Annotated in this window: 11 protein-coding genes and 1 pseudogene; 7 read left to right on the top strand and 5 right to left on the bottom strand. The window is 60.8% G+C overall.

Annotation, left to right across the window (positions count from 1 at the left end; all coding sequences use genetic code 11):
* Positions 1-135: 135 nt before the first annotated feature.
* Entirely contained in the window at positions 136-1,101 is a 966-nt protein-coding gene (locus VQ044_RS17160) for a TRAP transporter substrate-binding protein (RefSeq protein WP_327648684.1), read from the bottom strand.
* Between the two features lie 250 nt (positions 1,102-1,351).
* Between VQ044_RS17160 and VQ044_RS17155 the strand changes: the two genes are divergently transcribed.
* Positions 1,352-2,065, top strand: coding sequence for a FadR/GntR family transcriptional regulator (locus VQ044_RS17155; protein ID WP_327651120.1), 714 nt, complete (start codon positions 1,352-1,354; stop codon positions 2,063-2,065).
* Positions 2,066-2,303: 238 nt separating this feature from the next.
* Here VQ044_RS17155 and VQ044_RS17150 read toward each other — a convergent pair whose 3' ends face one another.
* From VQ044_RS17150 to VQ044_RS17135, 4 genes are all read right to left on the bottom strand, one after another.
* Positions 2,304-2,801: a hypothetical protein gene (locus tag VQ044_RS17150; protein WP_327648685.1), complete on the bottom strand. Its 498-nt coding sequence runs from the start codon at positions 2,799-2,801 to the stop codon at positions 2,304-2,306.
* Between the two features lie 50 nt (positions 2,802-2,851).
* Positions 2,852-4,678, bottom strand: a complete 1,827-nt coding sequence (locus VQ044_RS17145; RefSeq protein WP_327648687.1) for an ATP-binding protein — start codon at positions 4,676-4,678, stop codon at positions 2,852-2,854.
* Entirely contained in the window at positions 4,671-5,864 is a 1,194-nt protein-coding gene (locus VQ044_RS17140; protein ID WP_327648688.1) for a hypothetical protein, read from the bottom strand. The genes VQ044_RS17145 and VQ044_RS17140 overlap by 8 nt, the downstream gene beginning before the upstream one ends.
* Before the next feature lie 250 nt (positions 5,865-6,114).
* Positions 6,115-6,402 carry a hypothetical protein gene (locus VQ044_RS17135; protein ID WP_327648690.1) on the bottom strand — a complete coding sequence of 96 codons (288 nt, stop codon included), beginning with the start codon at positions 6,400-6,402 and terminating at the stop codon, positions 6,115-6,117.
* 294 nt (positions 6,403-6,696) lie between these two features.
* Between VQ044_RS17135 and VQ044_RS17130 the strand changes: the two genes are divergently transcribed.
* The 6 genes and pseudogenes from VQ044_RS17130 to VQ044_RS17105 all read left to right on the top strand — a co-directional run.
* Positions 6,697-7,605, top strand: coding sequence for a LysR substrate-binding domain-containing protein (locus tag VQ044_RS17130; protein WP_327648691.1), 909 nt, complete (start codon positions 6,697-6,699; stop codon positions 7,603-7,605).
* Between the two features lie 183 nt (positions 7,606-7,788).
* Positions 7,789-9,147 (top strand): NAD(P)H-dependent oxidoreductase, encoded by a 1,359-nt coding sequence (locus tag VQ044_RS17125; RefSeq protein WP_327648692.1) that lies wholly within the window; start codon positions 7,789-7,791, stop codon positions 9,145-9,147.
* A gap of 161 nt (positions 9,148-9,308) precedes the next feature.
* Positions 9,309-10,346 carry a DctP family TRAP transporter solute-binding subunit gene (locus tag VQ044_RS17120; RefSeq protein WP_327648693.1) on the top strand — a complete coding sequence of 346 codons (1,038 nt, stop codon included), beginning with the start codon at positions 9,309-9,311 and terminating at the stop codon, positions 10,344-10,346.
* 88 nt (positions 10,347-10,434) lie between these two features.
* Positions 10,435-10,941 (top strand): TRAP transporter small permease, encoded by a 507-nt coding sequence (locus tag VQ044_RS17115; RefSeq protein ID WP_327648694.1) that lies wholly within the window; start codon positions 10,435-10,437, stop codon positions 10,939-10,941.
* Positions 10,938-12,209 carry a TRAP transporter large permease gene (locus tag VQ044_RS17110; RefSeq protein WP_327648695.1) on the top strand — a complete coding sequence of 424 codons (1,272 nt, stop codon included), beginning with the start codon at positions 10,938-10,940 and terminating at the stop codon, positions 12,207-12,209. Before VQ044_RS17115 ends, VQ044_RS17110 begins: the two co-directional genes overlap by 4 nt.
* 265 nt (positions 12,210-12,474) lie before the next feature.
* Positions 12,475-12,643, top strand: a pseudogene (locus VQ044_RS17105) (IS256 family transposase); the annotation flags it as partial.

Here is a 12,643-nt window from a genome sequence, read left to right as displayed (position 1 = left end):
GAAAAAGCCCGACACCCTGCTTGGAAAGCCAGCGCTTACACGTTCGATCGGCGACACCGCGCGATCCTTTCGGTTGAGGTCGATCGCCGGCGCGCTTGCCGTCAGAACAAGCGCGCCGAATTGTCGGATGCGCTTTTAGTTCAGCTTGGAAAGAACGTAGTCCTTGACCTCGGGGGCATAGCCCTCCGCGATCTTGCGGATCGCCGGAGCTGCCTTGGCGCGAAAGGCCGCGACATCAGGCTCGACCACCGTCATGCCCTTTTCCTGAAGCTGCTCGAAGAGCTGAGCCTGCTTGCTGGTGACGAGCTCGTCGCCCCACGCGATCGCCTCGTCGATGGCGTCCTGAACCATCGTCCGGTCCGCTTCGGACAAGCCCTGATAGAAGTCCTCATTCATCAGCCAGTGGAAGAACGAATAGACGTGCTGCGTCTTGCTGACGTGCGACTGCACTTCATACAGCTTGCCCGACCAGATGTAGTCGACGGGATTTTCCTGCATGTCGATGACGCCGGTCTGCAGCGCGGTGTAGACTTCCGGCCAGGCAATCGGGCTCGGCAGAGCGCCGATCTCCGTCCAGATATCGATCCAAGGGGCAATCTCGGGAACCCGCATGCGGACGCCCTGAACATCGTCCGGGGTCTCGACCGGGTTTTTGGACGTCAGGTTGCGCGGATTGCGCACCGAGATGCCGACTAGACGCAGGTTGCCGCTCTCGACGACTGCCTCGCGAAGGCGCTCACCGATTTCGCCCTCATAGACTTTTCGGGCTTCCGCGCTGGAGTTGAAGACGAAGGGCAGGTCCGCCGCCGCGTATTGAGGTGCGTAGAGCGTCATCGGCATCGAGCCGCCCAGCGCGATCTGGTACTCGCCGCTGCTGGCGCCCTCCAGATGGTCGCGTTCGCCGCCGACTTCGGTGCCGAGCAGGGCGACGGTAAACTTGCCGTCCGACTTTTCCTCGATGTTCTTCTTCAGCCGCTCGCCGACCTGGAACATCTCGTGACCCGGCTCGACATGGAGCGCGATCGCAAGTTCCTCGGCGACGGCCGGGAATGCCATGGTGGCCGCGCCGAGCGCGAGTGCCACGAATATCGATTTCTGCATGAGGAACCTCCCAATCGATGCAAAGCGGACCTCATCCCTCCCGGATGAAAGTTCCGTCCGCGAACTGGTCCGATCATCAGACGTTCCAGTCAGCTGATGACTTTCTGACGCATCGGCGCTAGGCTTGTCAACGGGGGTCGTGCATCAATGTGTCGATGTCCGCGACAGGGAGAGCGCAGTGGCCGTTGAGATCGAGAACGCCAGACCCATCAGGCATGGTCGCGAAGGACGCATCGTGAAGCGTCGTCGCATGCACGAAGACCTGGTGGAGATGCTGGCGACGGACATTCGCGAAGGCGTCTATACGGTAGGCGACGCACTTCCCTCCGAACGCGATCTGATGGACGAGTTCGGTGTCTCTCGCTTGACGGTCCGCGAGGCGACGGCGGCGTTGGAAAGCAAAGGATTAATTGAAACCCGCCCTGGAACGCGCGCCCGCGTTTGCGGCCCACGCCCTGACTTTCTGCTGGGCATGCTTTCGGAAGCGGCAGCCTTTCACCTCGGGGAGCCCGGTGGGCTGCGCTCCTTCATGGAAATTCGCGGGATCGTCGAAACGGGTGTCGCCCGGATCGCGGCTGAAAGGATCACCGACGATCAGATTGAGGGCCTCAGAAGCGAACTCGGTCGCAATCGCGAGGCTGTTGGCGATATGGCCGAATTCGGCCGGACCGACGTCGAGTTTCACTCGGCGATCGCTCGCATCGTCCAGAACCCCATCGTCGACGGATTCTTCATCGCCGTCGACGAATGGCTTCGCGAGGTCCGTCGAACGAGTTTGCTCAACGACGGCCAAATGGAAACGGCGTACGCCGCTCATATGAGAATCTTCGCTGCTCTCGAATCGCGCGACCCAGACCGGGCAGCAGCGGAAATGCGGGAACATCTGGGTCAGCTATCGCGCATTTATCCACCGACTCCGGTCGAGCCGACGGCAGTGGAACCATCGCGGAAAGAGGCGCCATGAATCGGGAACGCGGAATCCTCGAGCGCATACCGTAGATCCTGAAGCGCCGACACGGCACAGCGTCGACTTTCCCCGAGTTGCGCGTTCCGCTCTGCGCCCATTGTCGCCGTTCAACACGCCAATCGCCGATCCCAGAACCGGTCGTTCATTCAGGAACGCTGCAGCGCTTCGCTGAATGTCTGCAACTGAAACTTTGCTGCCATTCACGGTTGGGTCGCTAAACGCCTGCCCGCAAGGATCATCTGCCAAGGCTTCCTGGAGTAAAGCGACGCAGATACTGCGAGGCGGGCTCGCCCGTGTCGTGGTCCGTGCAGTCGGTCTTTTTCTGACCGAGCGCCTGCTCCGCGACCCGGTGAGAGTGCACATTGTCGCGACCAACAACGGCCTCAACGTAAAGGTTGGTGATCCCGTTTCGGCTGAGCCCGACGACGATTTCGTCGATTGCCGCTGCGACGATGGCATGGGCTTTTCCCTCCTGACGACAATCCTCGCGCACCGCGTAGCCCAGCTGAAAGCAGGGAACTCCTTCGACGGGCTCGGTCAGGATGAGCAGGGCGACTGCATTGACAACGTCCGCCTGAATCTCAGCATAGGTGTAACGCGTGGTGCCATTGGGCTGGTCAACGTGCACGAACACGCCCGGGTACCGCTCGGCGCGCTGAATCGAGATAGCATCGTCGATGTAAGCGGATTGGAATCCGGCCAGCGCGTCCGAAGGGTTGGTCATGTTGGACATCAAGATGCTTCCTACTGCGATGGGGGGGCGTACGTAGTCCAGAGCTGGCTTCAGACCTGCGTGAGGCCCTTCCCTCGCCACCGCTCGATCACTTCATCGAAATTGACTTCGCGCCAGTCGGCGTTCCATTCCTGCAGATAGTTGACGCTGCGCGAGTGGGGTTCTGGCACAGGCAGAGCAAAACGGCCGACCGTCGGCATGAGCGGCGCGTCGCCCACGGTGAGGAATTCGCCCTGGCCTAGGTTAGGCAGGAGATCACCGATTCCGGCGGATAGGTCGGGAAGCAGCGACTTGATGTAGTTCTGGTCTATCGCGTTGGTGAGGCGCAGCGAGATGAAGTTGCTGCATTGGGAGAAGATCGTCTCCGAAACCTCGGAAGGGCGCTGGCTCACCACCATGAGCGTCACGCCATATTTACGCCCTTCCTTGGCGATCCGCTCGATCGACTTCCTCGAAGACTCATACTGTGCGCCGCCAGAGCGCGGCACGTAGTTATGCGCTTCTTCGCACACTAGCATGATTGGTACGTCACTGACCTGACCACCGACGTGACGACTCTTCGAATAATGGAAGCCGAAGTCGAAGATCATGCGCGAGATGAGGCTTACGACAATGCTGAGCACCTCGAATGGGATGCCGCTCAGATCCACGATCGAGACATTGGATTTTGTGAGATAGCCAATGAATTGCCGGACCACATTGGCGAAATCGCCAGTCGATAACGCTGAGCCATTCGGCTTGATGGGGTAGAAAAGGAAGCGCAGCCGGGGATCGGCGAGACGTGTGCGGAGTCGAAGGATGAGGCGATCGAATTCCCCGTGAAAAGGACCGTTGGATGCTTTTGTGGCGGCCGCCGTCGATGAGACTACAAAACTCTGCAGGGCATCGAAATAGCAGGAGTCGCGATCGGTCACGAGAGTAGTGTTCGCGAGCTTCGGCTTGCCCTCCTCGGGCAATTTCCCGATGACCTCCGAGTTCATATTCTCGAGATACGTCACCACCTCATCGATCGAGAAATAGACCGGACTGTCGAAGGATACATTGGCGAGCGTCGGATTGTGGCGGCACTTGTTGCGAACAACCGCGTGTCGGAACTGCGAGATTTGGTTGTGCGAGTTCAGCTCATTGCTCTCGATGAACATCTCCTCGAGCTCCCGGGCGTTCATCAGCCAGTAGGGAAGCTGGAGCGTATCCACATCGAGCAGATTGAGCGTGAAATTTTCCGTGGCGTCGAGCTTGAACGCTGCCGCATACTCGGCGTGAATGTCGAAAATGACTACATGCGCATTCTTCTGCGCGGCCTTGTGCGCGTTCGCCTTGGACTCGATGCCGACGACCGTTTGCAGGATCTTGGCGACCGCACACGACTTTCCAGACCCGGTCGAACCGACGATGGCAACGTGCTTGCTGAAGAATCGATCACCGTCGATCTCGAACTTGACCTCAGGAGCGATGCTCAATGTGCCGAAGGAGAAGGGCGCCTTGATCTGCTTGGAAAAGATGCTGCTCAGGATTTCGGGCGGCGTGACATAGGCATATTCGGTAGGCACCGGCAACGCATGCGAACCGCGCGTAAACTCTCCCTCTCCCGACAGTGTGCCGATCGGTTGGGTGTCGACTTGAAAGCGGAACGCGACGGATTCTGCCTCGGCACCGCCCTCCGCGTCGCCGCCTTGAGACCGGTCTGTGTGCGACGCCCGCACGGCCGTGATCGTGGCGAGCAGGTGAAGATTATTGCCCGAGGCGATCAGGAGATATTGTCCGACCCCGAGCTTGGTCTTGTGCTTCTCGAACTCATCCGCGCTGCCGATCTCGATGCGGATCATTGACGGAGAGCTGTCGGTCACGCTGCCGATCGGGTCACTCATCTCAAGCATATTCATTCCTTAGTTGGAGCGCATATTCGAGATCAGAGAGACGCTCGATTTCAAATCGGTGAACATTGATGTCGGGATGCGCCCAAGGATCCTCCGGTACGTTAACGAGGAAGAGCTCGTCGGGTCGTTTCGGCGGCTCTTCGGTCACGCTGTCGCGCCTTGCCAGGCGGAGCCTGAATTCAAGCATCAGCGGGGACTTCTGCCGCAACGGATGCCGGAACAGCTCCTTCGCGCGAAACTCCGTGCCCCCCACGAGACCGTCTGCGCAGCGCAGGCCCGCGTCGTGGAGACGCGTCTGGAGCGCGCCGACATTGTAATCGCCCGTGAACGTGAAAAGCGGCGGGTTCGCGTGCAGATATTTGCAGCTGTAGGATTCGACAAATTTCTTGATGAACCGCACGATGTCGTCGTCAAATTTGTCTATCGAAACAGGGTCCATCACAAAGTGCCGGCCACGTGAATTTTGACCTAGCGAGGCTTTTAGATCTTTCCGGAGGCGCTGGAAAATCTGGGCTCGCGTCGCAAGCTCGCGCGTCCATCGCGTGAATGTCACCTGCCTCACATCGTGGAGCGCGGCCAGGAACGTCGCGGGATTGACGGTGCGGTCGAGCACGGTGGATTGGGTGGCCAGATCCACGATCTGCTGGATCGCATTAGGATAGATTATCGCCTCGACATCCCCGTCCGAGAAGCCTTTACCCTTCAGCGATGACACCACCGCCTTCTGCAGCTCCTCTGCCGTCTGCCCGAACTCGATCGTCAGACGCTTGCGAAAGAGATCATGGTCGACGTTGGCCGCGATGCGGGCAACGATTGGCTTGAGCCCTTCGGCACTGGTCGCGAGGACAGAGTCGATCTCGGTCTTCGAGAGTGACCTTGTCCCCGACTCGCCGGGAAAATGGCAGAACAGGCGATAGTGAACTTCCGGCGTCGGGGCAGCGTTTTTCGAGAAATGCTCGAGCATCAGGAGGATCGGCTTATAAATCTTTCCGAGCGTGAACTTGTCGACTTGCTCGTGATATTTGCACTGCACGGCCGTCGTCAGCCCCGGCGCGGCTATGTCGATATCCTCGATCGCGCCTTCTATCGTGACTGTCGTGCCGTCTTCGGCTGCCAGGATCTCCGACAGGTATCTGAGAAACTGGTAGAGATAGCCCTTAATCGAATATTCCGCGGTCCGCGCCACAGGCCCCCATCCCATTATCCGGATCAGTGATCAGATCTACAAAGTTCGTCAAGCGATCACAAAAATGCAACTTTGGCTAACCAAGATCATATCGCTTCCATGGGACTGATCCGATTGCCCGGCACATGACAGAAGGCGCGATCACGAAAGGTGAGCAGGATGACTTGCCAGCGCGTCGCGACTTCGTTGAGGATTTCGATCATGAGGTCCAGCCGTGCGTTATCTGAGTAGACCGGTGGGTCGTCGAGGATCAGTGATACCGGCCGCCCTTGCTCGAGAAGCATCTCTGCGCAAGCGTCTCCGCAGCTTCGGTGGTATCGTCAGTGACGATCTCCAACCACAGTTCGGCTTGGCTCATGGTGGGCACCCTGTCGATCCAGAGGTTGTTGGTCCCGAACACGAATCCGACTGCATCGCCTGCGGGACCGTCAATCTGCTTCAGACCGAGTAAGTCAGGATAAAAGGCCACGGTCGCGTCGTATTGATGCGGTGGCACTTTCATGGCGATGTTCTTTCCGCCAGCGAACTTCGCAGACATGTCGATACCTCCAAAAAAGTTGTGACACGATCATAGCCGCAACTCCCACCGAAACCCACAAACGTCTTGAGAGGGTCGTTTGCGGATCGGCAGGTTCACGACCTTGCCCCCCGAAAGCCGATGGTCGGCTATCGGCCCGGAGCCGTCGTGTGCTTCGCAAGCAGCTCCAATTGTCCAAGTGCGCAACGATTGTACATCCTTCGCCAACGGACGGTGCGGTAAAGGTGCGGTGCTGACCTGTCCGCCGGCATCGAATAACGATGGGCAGACCGCAGCCAATCCTTGGAAACCCTCATGCATCTGCCAATTCGGGCCATCAACGTCTTTCACGCCGCCGCCCGGTCGAACAGCATCACGCGCGCGGCGGAGGAACTCGGCGTGACGCCATCCGCGGTCAGTCAGCAAATCCGCCTGCTCGAGACGCAACTCGGGACATCCTTGATGTTGAAGGAGGGGCGGCACGTCAAACTGACCGAGGCGGGAGAACGCTACTTCGCTTCGATCACAGAGGAGATCGAGCGCATCGCGGAGGCGACGAACCAGATTCGCGGCTACAAGGCGGTCCGTATCCTGACGATCCGGGCGACGCCGAGCCTGGCGACGAAATGGTTGATGCCGCGGCTGACGAAATTCATCGCCGCGCATCCGGAAGTGGACATCCGCTTGGACGGCACCAACGAGCCGACCGATTTTTCCCGCGAGAGTGTCGATATCGAAATCCGGCATGGCGAAGGGCGCTGGCCGGAACTGCATGTGGAGCCCTTCGCGGAGGAACGGTTCTATGCCGTGTGCGCGCCCGGTTACGTGTCGTCCGGCCGCGTCGATCCCGAGACGATCACCGACTATCGCCTGATCCATTCGGTCAAGTCGCAGATGCAGTGGTCGCGCTGGTTCAGCGAGTTTGGGGTGACGCCGAAAGAGGGCTGGCGGCGGATATTCTTCGACCGATCGCACATGGCCGTCGATGCTGCGGTCGCCGGAATCGGAATTGCGCTTGAGAGCGATCTGATGATGCAGAGGGAATTGGTGGAGGGATTGCTGGTTTCCCCCATCGCCGAACCTCCGATCCTTGCCGCGGTGACGCAATGGCTGGTCTGTCCCGATCACCATCTGCGCCGCCGGCAGGTGCAGGCGTTCCTTGCCTGGGTGAAGGCTGAGCGGGACGCTTGGGCGAGGGAAGCCACCAAGCCGGCAATACATTAGAAAATCTAAATAATCAGCTAGATAAATTGAATTGTTCTTCAGGATCGCGCTGCGTACCGTCCGGGGAGTGCCGCAGAGCCTTGCGCTAACGGCATTCCGAATTTGCACATGGATGATCCGGCATGCCGGCGGAGCCAGCCGTTCGCCGGGCGCTAAATTCCATCGCTGGGAAAGGTATAAGACGTGAATCTTTCGACCCTGCTCAAGGCACGCGTGGCCAATGACCGACCGGTTCGGGTCGGACTGATCGGGGCCGGAAAATTCGGCTCGATGGTCCTGGCCCAAGCGCAGCGGATCGAGGGCCTGCATGTGGTCGGCATTGCCGACCTCGACGTTGGCAAGGCGTGGGCCTCGCTGCGTCGCGTGGGCTGGCCGGCCGAGCGCTACGCGGCGTCCTGCCTGGACGAAGCGGTACGGACCGGCGCCACCCATGTTCTTGACGATGCAGCGGCGCTGACCGCGTTCGGCGAGATCGACTGCATCATCGAGGCAACGGGACATCCGATCGCCGGTGTGCGACATGCGCTCGCGGCGATCGAGCACGGCAAGCATCTGGTGATGGTGAATGTCGAGGCCGATGTCTTGTGCGGCCCTATCCTCGCGGCCAAGGCACGGGCCAAGGGGCTCGTCTATTCGATGGCCTATGGCGACCAGCCGGCGATCATCTGCGAACTCGTCGACTGGGTGCGCTCCTGCGGCTTCGAGCTGACCGCCGCCGGTAAGGGGATGAATTTCGAGCCGCGCTACCGCTATTCCACACCGGATACCGTCTGGAGCTTCTTCGGCTGGAGCGAGGAAGAGGTCGCTGAGGGCGATTTCAATCCAAAGATGTACAATTCCTTCACCGACGGCACCAAGGCCGCTATCGAGATGGCCGCCGTGGCGAACGGCACCGGGCTCGACTGCCCGGACGACGGGCTGGCGTTTCCCCCTGCCGGCCTGCAGGATTTGGCCCGGGTCTTCCGTCCCGCCGACGAGGGCGGGCGACTGGCGCGCAGTGGCCTCGTCGATATCGCCGCCAGCCAGGAGCCGGATGGCCGCGAGGTGCTCAACAATATCCGCTATGGCGTCTTCGTTACCTTCAAGGCGCATGACGAATACGCCCGCGCCTGTTTCCGCCAGTACGGCCTCCTGACCGATCCATCGGGTTGGTATGGCTCGATGTGGCGCCCCTTCCACATGATCGGCCTGGAGACCAGCATCAGCGTCCTGTCGGCGGTACTGCGCGGTGAACCCACGGGAACCTCGCGCGAATTCCGCGGTGACGCGGTGGCCACGGCGAAGGCTGACCTTGCGGCAGGCGATATGCTGGACGGGGAGGGCGGCTACGCCGTCTGGGCCAATGCCATTCCAGCTGCGAAGAGTCTTGCCGTCGGCGGGCTGCCGATCGGTCTCGCCCATAATGTTCCACTGATCAGGTCGGTCGGGAAGGATCAGATCGTGCGCTACGGCGACGTCGATCTCTCCGCGGATCTCGACGTCGTCGAGCTGCGCAGAGAGATGGAGCGCACCATGACACCGAAAAAGGCACTCGCGGCGTAGGCCGCGGTGGCGCGGCCCGCCGGGGAAAAGCGGGGGTCGCCAAGGAACCGCGGTTCGCAGGCGGTGGCGGGAATTCCTGCGCCGGAAGCAAGGGCGATAGACGCATTCAGGATCGAACCGACCGCGATCGGGAGGTGGCGGCCGAAACCAGGGAGGATATCATGAACTTCACCAAAGGCAGGCGGACCCGACGTTTCGTCCTGGCGCTGGGCGCCCAGGCAATCGCCTTGGCCGGTACGGGAGCGCTGACTGCGACGGTTACCCCCGCGAATGCGCAGACGACGCTCAGGCTGGCGGTCGCCGACCCCGCCGATTCGTCGGTGGGACGCGCGGCCAAGGACTTCGCCGATCTGGTCAAGGAAAAAACCGGCGGCGAGGTGGAGTTTCAGGTCTTCGCCGATGGCGTCCTGTTCGGCAAGGACCAGAACGCGGCGGTCAATCAGCTTGGCAGCGGCGCGCTCGACGGGTTGATCCTGGCCAGCAGCGTCTATGCCTCCTTCGAGCCGCGCATGAACGCCATCAGCCTGCCCTACCTCTTTTCCGACTACGATCAGTTGCAAGGTTACCTGCGCGGGGAGCCGGGTCAGACCCTGCTCTCGTCGCTCGATCGCCTCGATATCAAGGGTCTGGGTATTTTTCTCCGGACGTTCCGCAATGTCACGACACGCGAGACGCCAATCACCAAGGCCGAGGATTTCAAGGGCTTGAAACTGCGCACGCCCAACAACGAACTCTTCGTCGCGCTCTTCCAGGCCTTGGGCGCCAATCCGACGCCGATGGCCTTCTCGGAAGTCTACAGCGCCCTGCAACTCAAGGTCATCGACGGCCAGGAGAATCCTGTCGAGGTGCCCCTCAACAATCGCCTATACGAGGTCCAGAAGCATCTGAACATCACTCAACATCTCGCCGATTCCTACCTGCTGGCTCTGTCGAAGGCGGCCTGGGAAAAGATCCCGCAGGAACAGCGCGCCGCCGTGCAGGAGGCCGCCGACGAGATGGTCAAGAAGCATGATGCCGAGGAGATCGCTCAGGAGAGTAAGATCATCGAGGAGCTCAAACAGCTCGGCATGCAGGTGAACGAACTGCCGCCGGAGGAAAAGGCCAAGGTCCAGGAGGTCGCCCGGGGCATTTACGCCCAGTTTGGGGATAAGATCGGTAAGGAGTTCATGGAAACCAGCTTGAATTTCGTCAGCCAGTAGAGATGCTTGGGTGCTCCGGCCTCGGCGCCGGAGTGCCACTTATTATGCGCGGTCGTTCAGCTCGACCTGCCGCAGCCGGGGGCGCGTCATGCTGCGAACGCTGGACAGATACATCTGGATGATCGTTGATGCGCTGTTGCTTTTGGCGGTGATCGCCATGGTGCTCAGTATCGGCCTCCAAGTCGTTTCGCGCACCGCCAATCACTCGGTGCCCTGGACCGAGGAGCTGTCGCGGTTTCTCTTTATCTGGACGGCATTTCTTGGCATGGCCACCGGCTTTCGCCAGGCGGAGCATCCGCGGGTCGATCTCTTCGTGGCGATGCTGCCGCCCCGGTTAGGCGGGCTGCTTGTCTATCTGACCCCGCTCTGCGCCGCGGTCTTCTTCGGCATCGCCGGCTGGTACGGCTACCGCCTGATGATGCAGCAGATTCGCTTCGGCGAAACCTCGCCCGCGATGGGTCTCGGCATGTGGCTGATAACGCTCCCCGTCGTCTTGGGTGCCGCTCTGGCCATTTTTGGATCGGTGGTTTCGGTGTTGCTCGAGCCGGAAAAAGCCGGTGCCGCGTCCAGCGAAGGGACCGAGGGAGCCATATGAGCCTGGTCATACTTCTGGTGTTCATGCTTATGGCGATGCTCGGTGTTCCGCTGTCGCTGGCGCTTGGTCTCGGCTCCGCAGCGACGCTTTGGTACTACGACCTGCCGCTGTCGATGATCACCCAGACCATGGCGACATCGATCAACAGCTTCCTGCTGATTGCGGTGCCGCTGTTCGTCCTCGCCGGCAACATCATGGAGCGCGGCGGCCTGTCGGAGCGGATCTTCACCGCGGCTGATGCCGTCGTCGGGCGATTTCGCGGCGGCCTTGGCCACGTCAACATCCTGTCGAGCTTCGTCTTCGGCGGTATCTCCGGCTCGTCGGTGGCCGACATCGCCAGTCTCGGACCGATCACCATCCGTTCGATGACGACACGCGGCTATCCGCTGCCCTACGCGGCTGCGTTGACGCTGATCACGGCGACGCTGGCGACGCTTGTCCCGCCAAGCATCCTGGTGATCGTTGCCGCCGCCGCATCGGGGCAATCGGTCGGCAAGGCGCTGGCTGGCGGTCTTGGCCCAGGCGTGCTGCTCGCTGCGTCGCTGGCCTGCTACAATTACTATATCTCTCGGCGACGCGGTTACGGGTTGCAAACCCGATACAGGGTGGGTGAGCAGGCCCGTGCCCTTCTGCGGGCGGTTCCCTCGCTCGGCGCGCCGGTGATCATCCTTACCGGGATGTTCTCGGGAATCGTGACGCCGACCGAGGCCGCCGGCATCGCCGTTGTCTACACGCTCGCCATCGGCGCGCTGGTTCATCGCGACCTCGACTTCCGTGAGGTTCCGGCGATCGTCATCCGCGCCGCGCGCACCTCCGGCACCGTCCTGCTCATTCTCATGGTGGCGAGCAGCGCCACCTACATCTTCACCATCGATCTCTTGCCCAACAAGGTGTCCGGCTCGATCACCGCGCTGACCGATAGTCCTGGCGCGATCCTGCTGATGATGGGGGTCATCTTCCTGGTGGTCGGCATGCTGATGGATATCGTCGCCGCCGCGCTGATGCTCATCCCGGTGCTCTTGCCGGCCGCGGTGCAGGCCGGGATTGATCCGTTGCACTTCGTTATCTTCATGGCCGTCGGGCTCGCCATCGGCTTGGCGACGCCGCCGGTCGGAACCTGCCTGTTCGCGACCGCCTATGTCTCGAAAGTGCCGTTCGAGCGCCTGGCTGTCGCCGCCATCCCCTTCTACGTCATCAACATCGTCGTGATGATCCTGGTGGCGTTCGTCCCGCAAATCGTCCTGTGGCCTGCGGATTTGCTGACGTAGGATGCCCGGACTAAATGTACCCTTTGGGGAAACGCCCATCGCCGGCTGAATGATCAGCATGGGTCGGAAGCTGAATGGTCGCTTTCCTACCTACCGTGCTCGAAGGGGATAGTCCGCACCCGGATCGTCGCATCCCCAACCCCAATAACGGGAGCGGGTGAAAAACGGGAATGTCCCGGTCTCTGTTGAAACTCTGAAGTGGGCGGCGTTGCCCGCCTTGAGCCGTTAGGCTCGGGGTGCCGATTCCACTGAGGAGAGCAACGCCATGAAGAAAGATATCATATTGCCGACGACGCCGGTCATCGGGACTGTGGCCGAAGCGTTTGCCGATGTTCAGCAGAGTTTCGAACGGTTCTGCCTTGCGGCGGGGATGGAAACGCTGGGCGCGATGATGGAGGCTGACGTCGAAGCGGCCTGTGGTCCGCGCCACGGCC

The organism is Aurantimonas sp. C2-5-R2, assembly GCF_036549495.1.
GTDB classification, from domain to species: Bacteria; Pseudomonadota; Alphaproteobacteria; order Rhizobiales; family Rhizobiaceae; genus Aurantimonas; species Aurantimonas coralicida_A.
Note: the sequence above shows the minus strand (reverse complement) of the source record. Positions and strands in the feature narration are given on the sequence as shown.

Excerpts from the sequence above, each read along its gene's own strand:
- VQ044_RS17115 (WP_327648694.1), top strand. The coding sequence starts at position 10,435 with ATGCTGCGAACGCTGGACAGATACATCTGGATGATCGTTGATGCGCTG.
- VQ044_RS17155 (WP_327651120.1), top strand. The coding sequence starts at position 1,352 with ATGCACGAAGACCTGGTGGAGATGCTGGCGACGGACATTCGCGAAGGC.
- VQ044_RS17130 (WP_327648691.1), top strand. The coding sequence starts at position 6,697 with ATGCATCTGCCAATTCGGGCCATCAACGTCTTTCACGCCGCCGCCCGG.
- VQ044_RS17145 (WP_327648687.1), bottom strand. The coding sequence starts at position 4,678 with ATGCTTGAGATGAGTGACCCGATCGGCAGCGTGACCGACAGCTCTCCG.
- VQ044_RS17150 (WP_327648685.1), bottom strand. The coding sequence starts at position 2,801 with ATGTCCAACATGACCAACCCTTCGGACGCGCTGGCCGGATTCCAATCC.
- VQ044_RS17135 (WP_327648690.1), bottom strand. The coding sequence starts at position 6,402 with ATGTCTGCGAAGTTCGCTGGCGGAAAGAACATCGCCATGAAAGTGCCA.
- VQ044_RS17160 (WP_327648684.1), bottom strand. The coding sequence starts at position 1,101 with ATGCAGAAATCGATATTCGTGGCACTCGCGCTCGGCGCGGCCACCATG.
- VQ044_RS17120 (WP_327648693.1), top strand. The coding sequence starts at position 9,309 with ATGAACTTCACCAAAGGCAGGCGGACCCGACGTTTCGTCCTGGCGCTG.
- VQ044_RS17110 (WP_327648695.1), top strand. The coding sequence starts at position 10,938 with ATGAGCCTGGTCATACTTCTGGTGTTCATGCTTATGGCGATGCTCGGT.